Origin of the sequence: Thermoleptolyngbya oregonensis NK1-22 (assembly GCF_032705245.1) — a bacterium.
GTDB lineage: Bacteria > Cyanobacteriota > Cyanobacteriia > Elainellales > Elainellaceae > Thermoleptolyngbya > Thermoleptolyngbya sichuanensis.
In genome coordinates, this window is sequence record NZ_CP053540.1 from 2,394,779 (window position 1) to 2,414,145 (window position 19,367).

General features: G+C 58.9%; 17 protein-coding genes. 8 read left to right on the top strand and 9 right to left on the bottom strand.

Annotation, left to right across the window (positions count from 1 at the left end):
• The first annotated feature begins 164 nt into the window (after positions 1–164).
• Positions 165–404, top strand: coding sequence for a tellurite resistance TerB family protein (locus HNI00_RS10380; RefSeq protein WP_068512565.1), 240 nt, complete (start codon positions 165–167; stop codon positions 402–404).
• 52 nt (positions 405–456) lie between these two features.
• On the opposite strand, the gene HNI00_RS10385 is transcribed toward HNI00_RS10380, so the two are convergent.
• The gene (locus tag HNI00_RS10385) at positions 457–1,551 is read right to left on the bottom strand and encodes a sensor histidine kinase (protein WP_316793037.1); all 1,095 of its coding nucleotides are present in this window, start codon (positions 1,549–1,551) and stop codon (positions 457–459) included.
• 63 nt (positions 1,552–1,614) lie between these two features.
• Positions 1,615–3,096 carry a hypothetical protein gene (locus tag HNI00_RS10390; RefSeq protein WP_316793039.1) on the bottom strand — a complete coding sequence of 494 codons (1,482 nt, stop codon included), beginning with the start codon at positions 3,094–3,096 and terminating at the stop codon, positions 1,615–1,617.
• Between the two features lie 499 nt (positions 3,097–3,595).
• Here HNI00_RS10390 and HNI00_RS10395 point away from each other — a divergent pair, with 499 nt between their 5' ends.
• Both HNI00_RS10395 and HNI00_RS10400 read left to right on the top strand, forming a co-directional pair.
• Positions 3,596–4,162, top strand: coding sequence for a DciA family protein (locus HNI00_RS10395; RefSeq protein WP_297080638.1), 567 nt, complete (start codon positions 3,596–3,598; stop codon positions 4,160–4,162).
• Between the two features lie 645 nt (positions 4,163–4,807).
• Positions 4,808–5,143, top strand: coding sequence for a hypothetical protein (locus tag HNI00_RS10400; RefSeq protein WP_316793042.1), 336 nt, complete (start codon positions 4,808–4,810; stop codon positions 5,141–5,143).
• Between the two features lie 70 nt (positions 5,144–5,213).
• Here HNI00_RS10400 and HNI00_RS10405 read toward each other — a convergent pair whose 3' ends face one another.
• The 3 genes from HNI00_RS10405 to HNI00_RS10415 form a co-directional block, all read right to left on the bottom strand.
• Positions 5,214–6,281, bottom strand: coding sequence for an AEC family transporter (locus tag HNI00_RS10405; RefSeq protein WP_316793044.1), 1,068 nt, complete (start codon positions 6,279–6,281; stop codon positions 5,214–5,216).
• 208 nt (positions 6,282–6,489) lie between these two features.
• Positions 6,490–8,898 carry an IMS domain-containing protein gene (locus HNI00_RS10410; RefSeq protein WP_316793046.1) on the bottom strand — a complete coding sequence of 803 codons (2,409 nt, stop codon included), beginning with the start codon at positions 8,896–8,898 and terminating at the stop codon, positions 6,490–6,492.
• 804 nt (positions 8,899–9,702) lie between these two features.
• Positions 9,703–9,828: a hypothetical protein gene (locus HNI00_RS10415; protein ID WP_267313432.1), complete on the bottom strand. Its 126-nt coding sequence runs from the start codon at positions 9,826–9,828 to the stop codon at positions 9,703–9,705.
• On the opposite strand from HNI00_RS10415, the gene pdhA reads away from it, so the two are divergent.
• Positions 9,827–10,855 (top strand): pyruvate dehydrogenase (acetyl-transferring) E1 component subunit alpha, encoded by a 1,029-nt coding sequence (gene pdhA / locus HNI00_RS10420; RefSeq protein WP_316793050.1) that lies wholly within the window; start codon positions 9,827–9,829, stop codon positions 10,853–10,855. The genes HNI00_RS10415 and pdhA overlap by 2 nt on opposite strands.
• 15 nt (positions 10,856–10,870) lie before the next feature.
• The gene (locus tag HNI00_RS10425) at positions 10,871–11,128 is read left to right on the top strand and encodes a CRR7 family NDH-1 assembly protein (RefSeq protein WP_172354316.1); all 258 of its coding nucleotides are present in this window, start codon (positions 10,871–10,873) and stop codon (positions 11,126–11,128) included.
• Positions 11,129–11,253: 125 nt separating this feature from the next.
• Here the strand turns inward: HNI00_RS10425 and HNI00_RS10430 are convergent, their stop codons facing one another.
• The gene (locus HNI00_RS10430; protein ID WP_316793052.1) at positions 11,254–12,606 is read right to left on the bottom strand and encodes a DUF58 domain-containing protein; all 1,353 of its coding nucleotides are present in this window, start codon (positions 12,604–12,606) and stop codon (positions 11,254–11,256) included.
• A gap of 55 nt (positions 12,607–12,661) precedes the next feature.
• A complete protein-coding gene (locus HNI00_RS10435; protein WP_316793054.1) occupies positions 12,662–12,832 on the bottom strand; it encodes a hypothetical protein in 171 nt (56 codons plus the stop codon).
• A gap of 196 nt (positions 12,833–13,028) precedes the next feature.
• Here HNI00_RS10435 and HNI00_RS10440 point away from each other — a divergent pair, with 196 nt between their 5' ends.
• The 3 genes from HNI00_RS10440 to HNI00_RS10450 all read left to right on the top strand — a co-directional run bounded on the left by HNI00_RS10440 (position 13,029) and on the right by HNI00_RS10450 (position 17,008).
• Positions 13,029–14,588: a hypothetical protein gene (locus HNI00_RS10440; RefSeq protein ID WP_316793056.1), complete on the top strand. Its 1,560-nt coding sequence runs from the start codon at positions 13,029–13,031 to the stop codon at positions 14,586–14,588.
• Positions 14,589–15,093: 505 nt separating this feature from the next.
• Positions 15,094–16,023 (top strand): glycine betaine ABC transporter substrate-binding protein, encoded by a 930-nt coding sequence (locus tag HNI00_RS10445; RefSeq protein ID WP_316793058.1) that lies wholly within the window; start codon positions 15,094–15,096, stop codon positions 16,021–16,023.
• A gap of 10 nt (positions 16,024–16,033) precedes the next feature.
• Entirely contained in the window at positions 16,034–17,008 is a 975-nt protein-coding gene (locus tag HNI00_RS10450) for an ABC transporter ATP-binding protein (protein ID WP_316793060.1), read from the top strand.
• 76 nt (positions 17,009–17,084) lie between these two features.
• Here HNI00_RS10450 and HNI00_RS10455 read toward each other — a convergent pair whose 3' ends face one another.
• The gene (locus HNI00_RS10455) at positions 17,085–18,167 is read right to left on the bottom strand and encodes an aromatic ring-hydroxylating dioxygenase subunit alpha (protein WP_316793062.1); all 1,083 of its coding nucleotides are present in this window, start codon (positions 18,165–18,167) and stop codon (positions 17,085–17,087) included.
• Positions 18,149–19,258, bottom strand: coding sequence for a RuBisCO accumulation factor 1 (locus tag HNI00_RS10460; protein WP_316793064.1), 1,110 nt, complete (start codon positions 19,256–19,258; stop codon positions 18,149–18,151). Before HNI00_RS10460 ends, HNI00_RS10455 begins: the two co-directional genes overlap by 19 nt.
• Between the last annotated feature and the right edge of the window lie 109 nt (positions 19,259–19,367).

Sequence of the window (19,367 nt, forward strand, 5' to 3'; positions counted from 1 at the left end):
TCGATTTTTGGCGACGGCGATCGCAAGAAATCGCCCAAAATCCAGAAAGCTGATCGCCACTGCGTCAGTTCTGAGGTTATTAAAAGATTTGGTGAAATTTGGGGCGGCTCTGATCCCACCGATAGGGTAAAGCTACACTCTGCATCCTCACGAGGTAAGTTCTGATGAAAGTCGAGCGTCCGAACGCAAAACCGCTGACCCGCGAAGATTTGGCAAACCTGGATCACCTCAAGGCCGTGATTGAAGGGGCGATCGCCGATGGCGTGCTAACCGCAGACGAACAAGACCGAATTCAGCAGATCATCAATCATGACCACATTGTGAGTCCAGAAGAGATGGAAATGGTGCAAACCCTAATCTGGGACAAGCTCAGTAGCGGCGAGCTGGTGCGGGATTGGGGCTGATGGTGATTTTTGGATTGGGGATTTTCCAGCCCGACTCAGTTTAGGACTCGGCTCAGGCAAGCGGGAGCGAAAATCGGAACGTGCTGCCCTTGCCCACTTCGCTTTCCACCTCGATCTCGCCCCCCTGAAGCTGCACCAGCCGCTGGGAAATGGCCAGCCCCAGTCCCGTGCCTCCAGAGTGGCGATTGCGGGAGCGATCGGCCCGCCAAAACCGCTCAAAGACGTGGGGCAGGTCTTCGGGCGCGATGCCCTGTCCTGTATCGCTCACGGCAATCCAGGCGTGGGTTTCGGTATGCCAGACCTGGAGCGTAATTTTGCCGACGGGCGTGTAGCGTAGCGCGTTGCTCAGCAGGTTGACGAGAATCTGCTCGACCCGGCCAGCATCGGCCAACACCAGTGGCGTTTCCGGCGGATATTCCAGGCTGATCAGCGGGCCGTCGCCGGTCAAAAGCTGGTCAGAAAAGCGCTGCACGACCGAAGTCAGCAGCGGATACAGATCCATCTGCTGCGCGTCGATGGGCAAGTAGCCTGTTTCAATCTTGGACAGTTCTTGCAAATCATTGACCAGGCGGCGCATTCGGACCGTTTCTTTGCCCAGCAGTTCATAAACCTCTGGAGTCGGGGCGATGGTTCCGTCTGCCAGCCCTTCCAGATAGCCCTCCAGCACCGTCAGTGGCGTTCGCAGTTCATGGGTCAGGTCGGTCACTAGGTCGCGGCGGCGCTGCTCGACCCCCTGGAGGTCAGCCGCCATTCGGTTAAAGCTGGCAGCAAGCTGGTTGAGTTCTGGGATTTCGCTGGCGGGAACCCGCTTGTCGAGTTCTCCGGCGGCAAATTTCTGCGTAATCTCTTCCATCTGGATTAGCGGCTGCACAATCCGCTTGGCCACCAGATAGCTGAGCGCTCCGGCGGCACTGGCTCCCAACGCCATTGACCAGAGTGCGCCCCGGCTCCAGGCAAACTCGAAGCCGCGCACTAGCTCGGTTCGCAGGGTGCGAATGCTGATGACGCGCCCTTCGATGTGCTGGAGATAAACTACAAAAAAGCGGGGTGACGACACCTTGCCAATCACCGTCAGCGTCACCAAACCCACCAGCATCACGGCAAAGTGAGAGAGGAAGAGGCGCGATCGCAGATCAGGCTTGACCATGCCGTGTGGGGATTTGGATGAGACGCAATCAGATTAGGGCTGGAAGGCTTAGGGCTGGAAGGCTTAGGGCTGGTAGACCTGAGCGGGGAGTCCCTGCTGCTGGAGCGAGGCGGCTAGGTCGCGGGCGCTAGCGGCATCGCCAAATACGCCAAGCTGGATTTTTGCCCCGTTGTCGAAGTTGCGAACCCAGGCATCGCCCACCACTTCGCGGGCTTGCTCTAGGCTGCGATCGCCGCTGAAGTCCACCACTACATAGTAGCGATTTGAGGAGGGAGCCGCAGGACTAGGGGCGATCGCAGGCTGGCGGGGCGCAGTGGCCACGTCCTGAGGTGCAGCAGGCTCAGCACTGGGCGCAGGACGCGGGGCTGGCTCGGCTGCTCGGCTGGCGGCGCTGGAGGCGCTAGCACGGGGCGCTGGTGCGGCAGCAGTGGCAGCAGGACGGCTCTCGCTGCGGGAACTGGCGGCAGGCTGAGAACGGGCCGGGGCGCTGGTGCGGCTGGCGGGGTGAGGCGGGGTTGGGCTAGAAGGTGCGCTTCTAGCAGCAGGTTGGGCCGGTGCAACAGGCTCGGTTGTGGAAGCTTCGGTTGGGACAGAGGGAGCCTCTTCGGGGAGCGGTGAACCCGACAGAACGGGCGGCTCGGACGATGAATCAGATGAATCAGCCTCAGCCGAGGGTTCCAGAATGGCAGTGCGCCCGCTGGGAAGCGTACTTAGGGTATCCAGATTCACCTCAGGGAACTCTTGAGCAGACAAATCGGGAGAAATGCCGCTGTTCCCAGCCCCCGCATCCGCCGCCAAGGAGCCGTCTGCGCCCGCATTTGCCCCTGGCGTAGAGCCGTCTGCTGTTCTGCGAGCCGCTTCGCCCAGACCAATGACGCTCAATCCAGCCGGGTTCATCACCAGATAGCCAAAGCTAAGGCTCGACAGTAGCAGCAAAATCATCGACCCGATCCCCAGTGGCGTGAGCAAGCTTTGCAGCATTCCTGGCTCTTGCTGGCTGGCCCGCAAGTCGCGCTCGTCTTCCGCCAGGTTCCGCAGCAGATATTCAGAGGATTCCAGATAATCGTCTGGCTCGGCCGCTGGTTCGGCGGTGGGGTAGAGGTCGTGGTCATGCGGAGGATGCAGCGGAACTGCACCATAATCCGCAGCAGGAGGAGCCATTTGGGGGGCGATCGCCCCACCCAGCAGCAGTTCTGGGCGAACTTGTGGCTCAGGGGCATACCCCAGATCTGGCAATGGGCTATGCGAATCGGTATTCCTGACTGCGTCTGGTGCAAGCTGGAGGTAGGGACGAGACTCAGCAGCACCCCTAGATGACTCGTTCCATCTTGCTGGGAGCGATCGCGCTTCAGCCTGAGCAGTCAGGCTGTCTGCTCGTCGATTGTCCTGAAGCGCAGGTGCAACGCCCCGCCGACCTTGCTGACGACGATAGCGGGCCAACTCATCTTCTAGCCGCAAATCCAGATTTTCAAAAATGGCTTGCAGCGCCGGGTGCAGCGGCGTAGAGGAGCTAGATTGGGACGGGGTAGCGGGTGAGCGACGCATCGCAGAACTCCTGCCAAGGCTAAATTTAAGTAGCGATTTATATTGAACGCTGTTTGATGAAACTTGATGAAACGTTGACGGCTCCAGTACTGTTTCTAATCCCGTTTAGGTCAGCACTGCTCGATTCAAATTGAATACATTAGATACTATTACGTTAAATACTATTTAGATGGTTGCGAGAGATTTGTTAGATGGTTGCGAGGGATTTGACGATTCTGGAGCAAGTCTTTCGACTAAACCTTCGACTCAACCAAGGAGCCACCGATAGCGGACGACCAAAGAAATTCTAGCGAAGGATCTCCTGCTTGATATAAGGCTTTGTGCAAAAAGCCAAGCAAACACAGCGTCCACTCGCCACGTAGAGGTTGAGTTAATCTTAATCACGCGCCAAAGCAGGATACACCCAGGCTGTATGTAATTCTCGGTCAAAACAGCTATCGGGAATTGTAATTAAAGAATTATCCCTTGTTGCATTCGCAATTCACAAATCTTGCCGCTCATGACGTTTCAATCTCTTCAGCGTGTTTTAGGTGCCCTCGATCAGCAGTCCTCTTGGCGATCGCACCGACAGATCCAGCAGGTTCTCACGGTCTGGCCAGAACTGGTCGGCCCGGCGGTGGCAGCCCAGACTCGCCCGTGGGCCCTACAAGCGGGGGTGCTTCAGGTGGGCGTGGCTAGCTCCCCCTGGGTGCAAACGCTGATGTTTGAGCGGCTCCACATTTTGGAAAAGCTGAATGCTCGACTGCCCTACCGCATTACCGATATCCGCTTTTCTACGACCTGGTGGCATCGGCGATCGCTCCATAGCCCGGCCGAGTTGCAAACCGAATCCGCGCGAGTCTGGCGGGAACACCCCAGCCGACTGGACAGGACGGCGGGCGATCGCCCTCACCACGGCGCGGCTGCTCAACCCACAGACCCCGAATCGGCCTTTCGCGCCTGGGCCAACCAGATGCGATCGCGCACGGCTCAGATGCCGCTCTGTCCCCGCTGTCAGTGCCCCACCCCCCAGGGAGAACTTGAGCGCTGGTCTTGCTGTGGGCTGTGTGCGGTCAAGCAGTGGTAGACCGGCAATGGTAACACCGTAATTTCACGCTCATTTCACAGTAATTTCACCATAACGGTCTTTGCGGAGGGCTGCTAGTTTTTTAAACGGGCAGGTATACGTTAAACGGACAGGTGTGCGCTGAAATACAGGTTTAGTTCAGCCAGTCAAGTCAGCCTGCGGATTGCAGTTTTGGGCTGGTTGCGTCGATGCTTTCAAGACTGCTTTGTGGCGATCGCCCATCGATGATTTTCTTGTGGTTCTACAGCGGGAAGCCGTTCTATTAGCCCGCTGCTCACGCCTCAAAAGTCTCTCATCTTTGCTTTTGCTTACAGTTCTAAAACTATTATTTTCAATTCTTAAAGACATCCAAGAAGAATCATTTTTGTCTCATACACATCTCATTTCCTCGTGATCCCCGCTCAGTTTTAAGCAAAACTACGGGGTTTATTGGTGTGCTTGCTTGAATCAGGGGAATTCTAAATTTAGAGATCTCTCAGAATCTGAAGCTAAAAACAATCTAAATACTTACTTTTTATTTGGGATCGCTGAAAGGGTTGCCTGCTCTACAAAGCAACGTTTTTCTGATGATTTTTGACCAAATTTGTTGACTCAGAATAGTAGAGAAGATCCGGTCTTTGCCTCTCCTTTACCGCTCCTCTCGAAATGGATGATTTACATCACAGCATTTCTTCCTGCCGTCGTTGTGCCCATTACCACATTGAGGGGCGACGCGGCGGACATTGCCAACTCTTGGGGGTTCCCGTGCAGGGCGCTTGGGGCGCTTGCCCGATGGCGCAGCCGCAGTTTTTGCCAGTGGCGATCGCCGCTGCGGTGGCGGATGTCGAGCAGGTGATTCATTGCCCGCCGCTCGTTCTTCCAGAACCTCAGCCCATTGCCCTGCTGGTTGAGATGTTTGTAGACGAAGCCCCCCGGTCAGAACTGGAGCCTGTGGCGGCGGCGGCTGTGGAAGCTCCATCGCTGCTGCCGAGATCCTTCTAGCGCTGGGTGCTGGGCTGCCGAACCCAGGCTGGCTTTTGGGTTATCGCTATCTGGGTTATCGCTATCTGGGTTATCTAAGTAGCAGCCATACCGGAATGGTAAACAGCAGCATGGCCGTTGTGAGGACAATGCTGCTGGCGATTAGCTCACGGTCGAGGTCGTATTCCTCAGCCAGAATGAGTCCGGCAAAGGCTGTCGGCATTCCCGACATCAGCACCAGTGCTAGTCTTGGCTCGGCAGACAGGCCCAGCAGCGTGGCTAGTCCGGCCACCCCAACGGGCAGCACCATCACCTTGAGCAATGCTGGGGCGATCGCCCCCTTGAGGCTACGCCAGCCGTGGATTTGCCGCAGCCGCAGCCCCATCAGCAGCAGCGCAGCAGGAATAATCACCCACCACAGCGCCCCCCGCAGCCCTGCATCGACTCCATCCGGCAGGGCGATCGCCCGCGTCAGCATTCCCAGCCCAAAGGCCCACAGCGAGGGCACCGTCAGCACGTCGCGCAGGTGAACCCACCAGGCTTTGCCGCCGTGCGATCGCCCATAGATGCTCGCCAGCCATACGCCCAGTCCGTAGGTTCCAACTACATTCTGCGTAACGCTGTAGAACACTAGCCAGCCCAGGTAAGGCTCGGAAATCAGACTGGGGGCGATCGCCAGCCCCACAAAGCCCGTGTTGCCTAACACCGCAGAGATGAGGAAACTGCCGCGCCGGGCCGGCTCTGCCCAGCCGGACTCGACCGGGCGTGCCAAGACTGGCTCATCCAGCACTGGAGTGGACGTTAGCGGGTCTACACTTGCGGAGGAATTGGAAACGCTGGTCATGATCTTTGGCGGATTTGCGGCGAGGGGGTTCCAGGGCGATCGCCCTAGCTCAAGCCAGCGAAGCCCTTGCAGCGTTCCCCAAGCAACACCCAGCCCACCTACCAGGGCCAGCATGACCACCAGCGGAGCCAGCCCTACCTGCGACGAGAAATCCGTCTGCCGAGCCAGCGTAAAGATTTGTATCGGCACGCCCACCCAATACAGACCGCGCCCTAGCACGCGCGGCAGCGAATCGGGCAAGAGCGAACAGGACAGCAGCCCTAGCCCCGTCCAAAAGATCAGCGGCCCATAGGCATGGAGCAGCGTATCAGACATTTCCAGCACCAGAGTGTCAGCAATCAGCGCCTTCGACTACTGGGTACTTTACGGGAACAGCCGCCATTCGCCAAGCCAGTCCGCCCTTATACCCCGGTCATTAGCCAGATTATGAGCCAGATTATGACTTGAGTGCATCTCAATGCCTCACTGAAATGCCTCATCGCAAGGCCTCACCGAAATGCCTGACCGAAACGCCTTACGAACCCTAATTACTGGCATCTGCCGGATCGATTCTGCCAGAAGCCCCACTCCCCGCAGGAGCAGCATTGGGCGCACCGGGAACCGCGCTGCCCGGCGCAGGCAAGGAGCCTTCGGGGAGTGGACTAGGGCCAGGGCTTTGGGGCAACGCAGGGGAGGGCGCGGGCTGCAAGCCTGGAGAAGTCATGGGCAACGCAGCAGGGTTGCTGGCCGGGTCAGAGGGTTCATTGGTGGTCATGCTCTCTAGCGGCCCATCAGGCAAAATTTCATTGCTGCGAATCCGCCACTGTCCCCCTTGGCGCGTCAGGTAATAGCGGACATTTAGCGTATCGCCGTTTTCCACCACCACTGCATCAATCTGGGCTTCGTCGGTGCTGCTAGAAGCGGTCGGGGGCAGCACGTTGACCTGCTGAACCTGGTGGGTATAGGTCAAGGTTTCGCCCGCCAGTCGCGCCGCCTCGGAGTTGCTGCGCCACTGCGACAGCATGGGATCTGCCAGGATTTGACCAAGCTGGCTGGTGTCGTAGCTGCTGCCCATTGCGGCAGATTTCGCCCGCAGCCAAGTTTCGACTAGTGTCTTCCCAGACTCAGCCGTGAGGGGGGCGCTAGAGTCAGCAGGGGAGGGCGACGGCTCTGTTTCTTCGGGAATTGGAACGACGGGTTCTGCAAGGCTGATGCTGAGCTGCTCGCCTTCCAGCACCGGGCCGCTGTTGAACGAACGGGCCACCCAGCTAAACAAGAGCCACAGGAGTCCCAAGCTCAGCACGCCCAGCGCCAGCAGCAGCATTAGCCGATCCAGCCGCAGCGTAATGCCCCCGCCGCCGGAACTGCTGGGCAGCGAGGTGGTGGTGCGGCGGCTGCTGTCGCTGAAGGAAGTCCGGGGCGATCGCCCGCCGCCGTCCCCCGTGGTCAGCCGTCCCGAAGGAGACATCTGGGACACGCGCTCGGCCGTCGGAACGGCTGAAGTGCCGTTTGTGGCAGTGTAGGCGGCGGCCGCAGGCTCTAGCGTCGCCGTGCCACCCATGCCGAGTCCATTACCTGCCGTGCCGGCCTGGTCATAGCGGCTTTGGGGCGCAGTCGCCCGACGGGCAAAGGGCGTAGTTGTGCTGCCCACTGGAGCCGGAGCCGACTCCCACTGAGCTGTGTCCGGTTCGCTGGGCAGTTCTTCTAGATACGCCTGCACCTGATCGTCGGCAAAATAATCCTTCAGGGATGCTCGCTGCTGGGCCAAGTCGCGGAAATGGGGGAACACCTCGTTTTGCAGCCAGCGTTCGCCATAGAGGCACAGCCCCGGCAGCAGGTCGGGTGAGCCTTGGGAATGTTCGCGAATGAAGGTCAGGGAATCATGCTCCTGGCTGCGTTCTAGGGCGCGGGTGGCTTCTTCGGTTTGCCCCAGCAGCAGGGCGCACACTGCCTGCTCCAGATACACATCCTGGCGCGTGCCCAGACGCATCAGCATTTGCTTGGCGCGACGAATCAGGGCGGGCTGGCGATAGGCAAAGCCGCGGGCCAGTAGGGCATACACTGCCAGGTAGGTCGCCACAGCCGACGGGCGACGGGCTTCGACCTCAAACAGGGCGTGCTGCTCGGCGGCGGTGAGGTAGCCCCGGAGTTGCTGCATAAACCGCAGAAAATCTTCCACATTCAGCCCAGAGCGGTCGTCGCCGGTGCCGTCGATGCCGCCGCGATCTTGCAGCATATCGCGCAGCAGGTTCATGCCCTGGCCCCGCTCAATCTCGTGGGCTTCGGGCAGCGCCAGCAGTTCCAGAATGCGGTAGGGGCGTAGCTTGTAGAGGTCGGACTGCATTTCGCCGCGCACTCCGGCAAACATGCCCTCCCGCAACAGCAGTTCTTGTCCTGCTTCTAGAGATTCGGCAGCGCTTTCGTACTGTCCCTGCTGCCACTGTTCGCGGCCCAGTTCCAGGTAGGCGAAGGCAAGTGTCAGCACGACATCTGACCGGGCAATATCGGCCTGGGCGCTGCGGCCCGCGCTGCCGCTGAAGGCGCTATTGGATAGGTAGGGATGCCCCAGCTTCAGCACCAGTTCGTACTCTCCCAACTCCAGCAAGATCAGCAGCGCCCCGACCAACTGGCTATCGTCGATGTCGATGCTGGGGGCGTAGGGGTCTGCCTCGGTTTCCAGGGCGATCGCCCCCGATTCTGCCCCAGCAAAGCGATCGCTCGTTGGGTCGTAGCTGCTGGCGAGGAAGGTGGCATCGTAGGTGCGGCGCTGCTCCGGGTTCGACAGGGCGGCGTAGGCCTCGTCTAAGAGCTGCTTGCGAGAGGCGATCGCCGCTTCAGAATATTCGCGTCGGGGAAGCTGCTGCGTGCGATCGCGGTGGGCCTGCTGAAGCTGGTCAGCCGTTGCCTGAATAGGTAGCCCCAAAATGCGGTAATAATCAAGCGGAATTCTCACGGCCCACTTCCCCAAAACTCAACGTTATCAAGACATTATCTAAATCGACCCATGCCAGCAGGCGGCATCACGCAGCCCTACATAAGACCTCAGAACCAAATGCGAAGACTAGCCAGACCGAGTTCTAATAGGTTCTAGTATGTGACAGGTCCAGACTTTCAAAGCAGCTTCCAGAGGCGGTTTCCAAGTTCAATGAATTGAACTGAGGATTGAAACGCAAGATATCAATCAAAGACTCACCTATCGTCTTCCGGTAAGCTACGCCAATTCATGCTACGTCAACTTCACCTATCCCAGCCATCTTCTCCTTGCAAGGCGCATTGAGAGAGGAACCCCTGAGACAAAATTTACTCATCAGCATACAAAAAACCTAGAAAAATGCCACAGGTTTTTAGCATTGTGCGAATTTTGTGCAAACTTCTGTACAAACTTCATTGACGGCCCATGCACCCTGATACACCGATGCACCCGATCCAGTGCCAGTCCCTATAGTTTCCAGTCCCTATAGTTTCACGTAAACCCCTGCATTTGTCAGTGAAGGAAAAGGTTAAGGTTCGCGACACTATATTTCGCTGTATCCGGAATATTCCGCTGTATCCAACAATGCGAACCTCCGGTGCAAACAAAACCAGCATCCAGTTTAGTGTAGGCAACCCAATTCCTGTTACGATTTGTTACTGGGCTGGTCAAGCCATTGGCGGAGAGCCAAGCCATTTGGCAAGTTGATGGCCCTTGGGTTTCTGGCGCTGGTTTCTGGCAGCGGCATTTGGCAGTGGCATTTGGCGAATAGGTCGCTCAGGTATTTTAATAGCCATAGCTGCTTTTCCCAGAAGCCCGCTGGCTTGTACGTGCCAGTTTGGGTTTGCCAAGTTTTTCTGTAGGGGCGATCGCCCTCGCCACATCCTTCTCAACCCCATAGGACAGTCTCATGGTTCAGGAACGTGTATTGCCCGCCTTTTCCGCTAGCCCTTCCCAGATCAGCCGGGAAGATGGGCTGGTGGTCTACGAAGACATGGTGCTGGGACGCACCTTTGAAGACAAGTGCGCCGAGATGTATTACCGGGGCAAGATGTTTGGCTTCGTTCATCTCTACAACGGGCAAGAAGCGGTGTCGTCCGGGGTGATCAAGGCCATGCGGAGCGATGACTATGTGTGCAGCACCTACCGCGACCACGTCCATGCGCTTAGTGCAGGCGTGCCCGCCCGCGAGGTGATGGCAGAGCTGTTTGGCAAAGCGACGGGATGCAGCAAGGGGCGCGGCGGCTCGATGCACCTGTTTTCGGCAGAACATAACCTGCTCGGTGGCTATGCGTTCGTGGCGGAGGGCATTCCTGTGGCAACGGGCGCGGCGTTTCAGACCAAATATCGCCGCGAAGCGCTGGGAGACGAATCCGCAGATCAGGTGACGGCCTGCTTCTTTGGCGACGGCGCAAGCAACAATGGTCAGTTTTTTGAATGCCTGAACATGGCGGCGCTGTGGAAGCTACCAATCCTGTTTGTGGTGGAAAACAACAAGTGGGCGATCGGCATGGCCCACGACCGCGCTACGTCGCAGCCAGAAATTTACAAAAAAGCCAGCGTGTTTGACATGGTGGGCGTAGAAGTGGACGGGATGGACGTGCTGGCGGTGCGAGCCGTGGCCCAAGAAGCCGTGGCCCGGGCCCGCGCAGGCGAAGGCCCCACCCTGATCGAAGCGCTCACCTACCGCTTCCGGGGGCACTCCCTGGCTGACCCCGACGAACTGCGCTCTAAGGCAGAGAAAGAGTTCTGGTTTGCCCGTGACCCGATCAAGCGCCTCGCCGCCCATCTGATCGAGCAAAACCTGGCGACAGATGAGGAACTGAAGGCGATCGACCGCAAGATTCAGGCAACGGTGGAAGACGCAGTGCAGTTTGCGCTGGAAAGCCCTGAGCCAAGTCCTGCTGATCTGTATAAGTACGTCTTTGCGGAAGACTAAAACCCATCTCCCCTTATGCCCGACCCGATCATGTTTCGTGAGGATGCGTTTGTCGTGCTGGAAACCAACCAGCCAGAACAATTCCTCACCGCCGAGGAACTGTTGCAGAAGCTGGCATCGGTGCTAGAAACCATGCAGGATAGCCTGCCTCGCGAACTGCAAGACATTCCCACGTTGGCAGCGCAAGCGCGTCACTTGCTCGACACTGCCTGCGAATTAGACATCGGGCCGGGGCAGTTCTTGCAATGGTATGCAGTGCGATTGGAGAAGTAACGAGTGAAGTGACTGGAAGCCCCACAGACGCTCGACTGGCAGTCCAAAATCGCAAATCCAAAATCCAGAATCAGTATAGTCCCGACTATCAGCATAGTCCCGACTATCAGCCCGACCATACCCGACTATAGGAGATTTCGGGCTTTGAGTTGGAGATAGCGATCGACCAGTTGCGTGCTGATCCGATCAGCAGGTGCGTCCAGGATTAGCACGCCGCGCTGCTTTAGCTTGGCCAGGGCAAGCTGCCGCTGAGCCAAGAGATCGAGGGCAACAGCGCGACTATAGGCCGTCTGCACGTCTTCGGCGGGGTGGTTTGCTCGGTCGTCTACGCGGCGATCGCGCAGGGCCACGCAAAACGGCAGATAGCGGGGTGCAAGCTGAGCCATCGCGCCGAAGAGTTCTGCCGAAGCAGTCTGGTCGATGATATCGGTCAGCAGCACCACCAAGGCGCGGCGGGTCTGGCGCTGGGCGACGGTGGTCACGGCGTTGAGATAGTCTGGCTCCTGGAATACAGGCTCGATGGGCGTGAGCTGAGCCAGCAGTTTTGGTAACTGGTGTGCGCCGCGCTCTGGCGGAATCCAGGCGTGCATTTGTCGATCGAAGACCCCAACCCCGACGCGATCGCCCCGATGCAGCCCCGCCAGCGCCAGCGCCAGCGCCGCATTCAGCGCCCAGTCAAACCGCGCCAGCCCCGCCACCTGCGCCGTCATCAATCGCCCCCGATCCAGCAAAATCACCAGGGTTTGCTCCTGCTCTGGTTCCAACACCCGCATCAGCAGCCGACTTTTGCGGGCCGTCGCCTTCCAGTCCACAAATCGCAGGTCGTCCCCGGTGCTGTAGTCCCGCAGTTCCGTAAACTCCGTGCCCATGCCCATGCGCCGCGCCCTGCGGATGTTGCCGCTGGTTTGCAGCGTCAGCCGCAGCGACAGTTCCCGCAGACCCATCAGGTCGGGATAGACCGCCACGGAAGCCGCCTGGGGAATGCGCCAGTCGTGCCATGCCAGCCCCCAGGGCCCAAGCTGTCGCAGATAGAGATCTCCCCAAGCATAGACTCCGCGCTGCTTTGGGAAAACAGTGTAGGTGATTTCCCGCGTTTCCTGGGGAGCGATTTCACATTGGATTGCTTCGCGAAACGCCAGGGGTTCTTCCGCTTGCGGCCTGCCAAAGTTGGCCGGGTAGTCGTCTCGCAGTTTGAGTAATGCAGGTGCGTTGCCCGCGGTCACGGTCAAATGCACCGGATTTTCGCGCCCAATCGAGAGCTTGTCTAACGGCCGCCGCGCCACGGACACCCGCCGCGATCGCCCCCGTTGGGCATCCACCACGCCCAGCCCCAGCACCACCCCGTCGTAGAGCAGCGTCAGCCCCAGCGCGATCGCCAGCCCAGAGGGACGAGTCTGGCCAGACAGCAGGAGGGCGATCGCCAGTCCCGCACCCGTTCCAGCCAGAATCAATTGATACAGTCGCGCCGCAGGAAGCATCGGAAAAGTTTGGGAATCAGAGGAGCAGGGGACACAAATTCAGAAGCACCATGCGCTATTTGCAGAAACTCGTCAGGAAGCCGGGAACCACAAACCCGACGAGTTGGGGCGCTTCCAGCCAGCCTTCTGAAACATCGGCTGAGTTTTGGTGGGGGTTGGTGCAATTGGAAAAGGAAATGCGATGGGCAAACCCAGGAATCAAGATGCTGATCAGGATACTGCTCAAGACACTTGATCTTCTATGATGCCCTAAAGCCCTTGATTTACCTCGTTTTACGCTCATCTCATCAGGCTGAACTAGCTCCCTCTGCTAGCCAATCGAACACGACAGCATCGCCTCGCCTCGTTGCGCTCTCCTGATCCCTGTCCCTGCCATTTGCTAAGGTAAGCAATGTCGATTTGCTCTGCTTCTGCATTTGCGTATGGCTCGCCGCATTGCCCCCCCTACTGGTTCCTCTGGCTGGCTTCAGCCGCTCGACCGAGTGGCTTGGCTGATGATGGCGGTGCTGCTGGTGTTGACGGGGCTGCTGCTGGCGGGGGGCGACCATGCTTCGCCACGGGTACGCGATTTCAGTTGGGACGGGCGGCAGGTGGGCGCGGAAGATCGGGCGTTTTTGATGACCTTTAGCCGTCCGATGGATCGCCAGAGCGTGGAGCAAAATCTGCGAATTGAGCCGCCGCTGTCGGGCAGGATCAGCTGGGCGGGGCGGCGCATGGCCTACACGCTCGATACCCCAGCGCCCTACGGAACCGAGTATCAGGTGCGGCTTCAGGGGGCCCGCGATCGCTTCAATCAGTCCACCGATACCAACCTGCTGCAACCCTTTGAAAGCAGCTTCAAAACGCGCGATCGCGCTTTTGTGTATCTGGGTGCGGAGGGCGACGAGGCGGGGCGGCTGGTGCTACAAAACCTAACCCGCGACGAAAAGACCATTCTCACCCCGGCGGATTTGGGTATTTTCGACTACGAGCCGTATCCAGAGGGCGATCGCATCCTGTTCTCAGCCGTCGATCGCAAACATCGCGCCGACGATATTAGCCCGTTTCTCTACACGGTCACCACGGGGCTGCTGCCGGAAGCGCCTGCCCCTACCATTAGCCAAATCAAAGCGGGAGAACGAGTGAGGAGCGATCGTGCCCCCCAGCCCGCGGGCATCGTGCAACTGGTGCTGGGCGACAATGAGTACCAGAATTTGAAATTTGACCTGTCGCCCGACGGGCAGCGCATCGCCGTGCAGCGGGTCAATCGGCAAAATCCGGCCGAGTTTGGGCTGTGGGTGATCGAGCCAGGTGAGCCTGCCAAGCCCGTGCCGACTGAACCGGGCGGCGACTTTGTGATTGCCCCCGACGGCAAAACGATAGCTATGGCCCAGGGCGAAGGCATGGCAATCCTGTCGCTCACGCCAGAGGAAGATGCAGCCGAAGAGGGCAAGCCGCTGGACTTTTTGCCAAAGTATGGCCTAGCGCTGAGCTTTAGCAAAGATGGCGCGGCGGCGGCGATGGTGCGCTTTAACCGCGACCCGCAGAACCCGACGCGATCGCTCTTTTTGGTCACCAATCAAGGACAAGAAAAGGAACTGCTGACCACCGACGGCTCTATTTTCACCGCCCAGTTTGATCCCACAAACTCGCTACTCTACTGTCTGGTTTCCACCCGCCTGCCAGGGGATATTTACGTCGAACAGCCCTATCTCGTGGCCATTAACCTAAAATCCGGGATTCGGACTGACTTGCTCAAGCTGCCCATCCAGCGGGATATCCAAATCGCGCTGGCCCCGGATGGATTGGGGTTGCTGTTTGATCAGGTGGTGTCTGCCTCGGATACCACTGAGGAGGGCATTGCTCAGGGCAGCGACGGACGGGCGATCGCCACCAGCCGCCTCTGGTTCTTGCCCCTACAGCTCGACGACGAGGGCAATCCCCAAAAGGTCGCCCCCCAGCCATTGGCGGTGGCAGGGCTACGGCCGCGATGGTTGCCGTAGGCAAGCCTGTCGGGAATGGAGTCTGCGAATGGAACCTTCAGGCACGACTCGATCAACCCAGCGAAGGAGACGCGCTGAAATTTTTGCTCCCTTGGGCTGAGTTTGCTGGGCAAACGCCTGGATTTGGGCTGAATCCTTTATGATGAGTGAAACCTTTAGAACTTATGCAGTTGGACAATTTCTCGCGGGCGCAGCCCGCGAGAAATTGTCCAAGATCCAGAGAGCTTATCGCAAGCGCGTAAGTCCTAACCTTTTTCGCTGAGCGATCTTTGGCTCAAAATCGGCCTCTAGACTTCCAATCTTTGAAGGTTGAAAGAGGTTGCAAGAGGTTGCAAGAGGTTGAAAGCCGTTATTGCAAGTCGTTAGTGCAATCGTCAGAACAGATATCAGAACGGTTATTCGGAACAATTTAGGAAGGTTCAGCAGCCCCGATTAAGCGGGCTTTCCGCACCCTGACTCCACCTTCTCTATCGCGCCCAAATCTAGGACTATGCAAGGTTTCAATATGCACGTTTCCAAGTCCCTGCGCCGACTGCTGATTTTGCCCCTAGTGGCGCTGTTTTCCGCCTTTGTCGTGGTGTCCTGCGCGGGCGGCAGTGGCGGCCCCAGTGGCTCCACCTCTGGGGGGACGGTCACGGTCGGCTCCAAGGACTTCACCGAAGCATTTATCATCGGCGAGATGTATGCGCTGGTGCTGGAAAAGGCAGGGTTGACGGTGAACCGCAAGCTGAACTTGGGGGGAACGCCCGTGGCCCAAGCTGCGCTGATGAGTGGCGAAATCGACTTGTACCCCGAATACACGGGCACGGGGCTGCTAACGGTGCTGAAATTGCCTGCCCAGAGCGATCGCCAGGCCGTGTTTGAAGCCGTCTCTAAAGGCTATAAAGAGCAATTTGACCTGGTGTGGCTGGAACCGTCGCCCATGAACAACACCCAGGCGCTAGCCATGACCCGCGCCAAGTCTGAGGAACTGGGCATTAAAACCATTTCTGATATGGTTGCTAGAGCCAGCGAACTGACGATTATCGGCCCGCCAGAGTTTGAGCAGCGTGAAGACGGTCTCCCCGGCATCAAAAAAGCCTACGGCGACTTCCAGCTAAAAGGCTACAAAGCCGTTGATCCGGGTCTGCGCTACAAAGGGCTGGTGGATGGCGAAGCCGATGTGGCCGTTGCCTTTGGCACCGATGGCGAAATCGCGGCGTTTGACTTGGTGCTGCTGGAAGATGACAAAAATCTTTTCCCGCCTTATCAGGTTGCGCCGGTGGTTCGGCAAAAAGCGCTGGATGCCAATCCCCAAATTGCGGACGCGCTGAATGCCCTTGCGCCCAAGCTCACCGACGATGTGATGCAAACCCTCAACTTTGAAGTCAGCGGCAACCAGAAGGAACCCGCCGACGTGGCCCGTGAGTTTCTGACTAGCGAAGGGCTGATTTAGGGGCTACTCCATGAGCGCTATCCGATTTGACAATGTGCTGCTCCGCTTTCCGAGCATGGCGCGGGCAGCGGTGGATCACGTCAGTTGCGAGGTGGAGTCGGGCAATCTGGTCGTCATCTTGGGGCCGAGCGGCTGCGGCAAGACGACCCTGCTAAAGATGGTGAATCGGCTGTATGAGCCGACAGCAGGCACCATTTATCTGGGCGACACGGACATTCGCCAACTGCCGAAAACCCGGCTGCGCCAGCAGATTGGCTATGTGATTCAGCAGTCGGGGCTGTTTCCCCACATGACTGTAGCGCAGAACATTGCTGTTGTGCCCCGGCTGCTGGGCTGGGCCAATCCCCGCATTCAGGCGCGGATCGACGAACTGCTGGATCTGGTGGCGCTGCCGCCAGGGGAATATCGCGATCGCTATCCCGCCCAGCTCTCCGGCGGACAGCAGCAGCGGGTGGGGCTGGCGCGGGCGCTGGCGGGCGATCCGCAGGTGATGCTGATGGACGAACCCTTTGGGGCGATCGACGCGATTACTCGTGCCACGCTGCAAGACGAAATTTTGCGGCTGCAACGGCAGTTGAAAAAGACGATTCTGTTTGTCTCACACGATGTTGAAGAGGCGCTGCGGCTGGGCGATCGCATTTTGATCATGAAAGCCGGCCAGATCGTGCAATACGACACGCCGTTCAATATCCTGACCAAGCCCACGAACGAGTTTGTGCATAACCTGGTAGGCGCAGACGACATGGTGCGCCAGCTCAGCCTGCTGCGCGTGTCTACCGCCATGACTCGCTTGCCCGAAGGCTACGCCCTCAATGGACACAATGGACACCCCACTATCGCCCGCGAAGACAGCCTGCGCGATGCCCTGTCGCTGATTCTTCGCACAGGCGCACCCAAGCTCACGGTTTTAGAAGACGGTTCCCCCGTGGGCACGCTGACCCTGGAGCATATCCGCGACTCTGCCAGTGTGGGCGCGAGGGGCTAGAGGCGTGTCGGAAGCGCGACGGCTTGTGAAGCGTCGATCTTCCGCGAAACCATTTTCTGCGCTAACCCATTTTCCGCTAACCCATTACGCCGTACTGCACCCCCAACTGCCGGAGCCACTTACGATAGGCCAGCGACGTGCGATCGCCCGGCAGGTGAAACTCGACCGCAGGATTCAGCGGCAGTTGCGGCGGGTCGTGGGATTCCAGATTGTCCAGGTCTTGCTGCACGATGCGATCCTGAAAGGCAATCAGTTCTGCATCGGGAATCTCCTGCCCAAAGTTCAGCGCCATTGCCATCCATCCGACGCACTCCGTCTCGCTGACAGGCGTGACGTGATACAGCAGTGCCAAGTTTTCGCCATTGGGATTGGGCTTGCGGAGGTGCGCCGTGAGCGGACGCTCCACGCGGTAATCGTAGACCACCTCGCTGCCGCTGCCTGTGCCATAGGGGTCGGGCTGCCAAATTCGCAGGTTGCGAGCCGTGATACCCGTGGGCGTAACCTGTACCTCATAGTCGGCGATTTCGGGGCGCTGGGGAGAACCCAGAATGTCGGCGTGTAGAATCGGCAGGTGGGTCACGTCCAAAAAGTTCTCGATTGCCCGCGGCCCGCTGGTGTGGATGGTATAGGGCCCGGCGATCAGCCCGCGATAACCCGGTTCGTGCCATTCGGGAAAGTCCACTATTTCCTGCTCCGGAACACCCAGGCAGACATAGACCAGCCCGTAGCGCTCCTGCACTGCGTAGGTTTCAGCGTGGGACTGGGGCGGCGGCGTATAGCCGGGGTGCGCCGGAACCGACACGCAGCGCCCACTGGGGTCAAACGCCAGCCCATGATAGGGACACACGAGGCGATCGCCCGCCACCCGCCCTTTTGACAACTGCACGCTGCGATGGGGACAGCGATCGCGCCACGCCTGCACCGCCCCGTCTGCACTGCGCCAGAGGACGATGCCCGTATCAAGTAAGCGCGATCGCCCCACTGCGCCAATGGGCACATCCACCGACCGAGCCACCACATACCAGTCGTTCCAGATCACCGGGTCAATCGCCGCCGCAGTTGCCTTCAGCGGCTTGGCAGCCGGATTGGCCGGGCGATCGCCAGACTCTTCAAGACCGCGCTCCACGCCCAGATCGAACCCTATTCTTCCAGTTGCCACAGCTCTTTATTAAAGTCTTCGTCCAGCACGCGCTTCGGCCGCATGATCAGCACCACTCGCCCCAGGATTGGCTTGGCAGGCGGCACGTCAAACCACTGAATATCCAACTGTCCCTCTTGATCTACCACAAAGTAGCTGAACTCGTCCCACTGGCGCTGCGCCCGGTCAAGAATCACTAACACCGGCTCCGACGGGCCCTCCGGCGCATTGGGCAACTGGTCGCTGTCGGTAATCAGCGCCACTGGGTCTTCAGCCGCCAAAATTACCTGCCAGCCGGGAACTGGAACCCACGCCCCTGTGCCCGAAAATTTGACAATGCCAAAGGGTTCCTCCTCTTGCAGAATCGGCACCGCCTGGAGGTGGGCGCGAGACAGCGGCAGCCGACCCGCCACCGGAATTACCCTCGGCACCTCCGACTCCGTTTCCAGCCGATAAAACGGCAGCCGGGGAGCCTGCTGCACACGAGCCACGCCAAAATCCGTCAGCAAATGCTCGAGCTGCTGGCGGGCACTGTCGCTGCTGGCGAATTTCAACCCCTGGGCAATCAGGCGCGATCGCGCTTGCAGATCCGCCTGCTGCCGCGCCAGGTTCCAGCAAAAATAGGCCACCGCGTCGCCCGGTGCCTGGGGAAACTTCTCTGGCGGGGCCGCCAGCCGCGAATACTCCTTCACCGCCCGCACCAGATCCCGTGCCCCTTCCGAGTCCACGCCTTTTTGTACTACCAGTTCTGCAACCGCCGCGCGATCGCCCTGGCTCAGCACCCGAAACTCGTACAGCGTATCGCTACCCGTCCGCTCAAAACGGGCCCGCACCGCGTCCGACACGCCCACCTTCAGCATCGACAAATACACCTGCGCCGCTACTACAATCTGGTTTTGCTGCACAGGTTCAAACCCCGTTGCCTCAAAAATTTGCTGCGGCGAATACCCTGCCTTTTGCAACTGCAAGCAGGCTTTGCCCCAGTCCATCCAGGTGCCCTGCTTGCGCCGCAGCGACAGGATCAGCGCCTCTACATCTGGCTCGGCGGGGGCGCGGTCGGGAGCGGGCGACGCTGGAGACGTTTCGGAAGGTTCGGGTGGCAGGTCAATCATAGGGCGTGAGGTTCTGTGCCAAAGGGCGAGCAACAAAGCTATTCCCCATTAAACGCCAAATCTCTCACTTGAAATCCAAAGATTAGTTGACGAAGTTGCCATTTGTCAG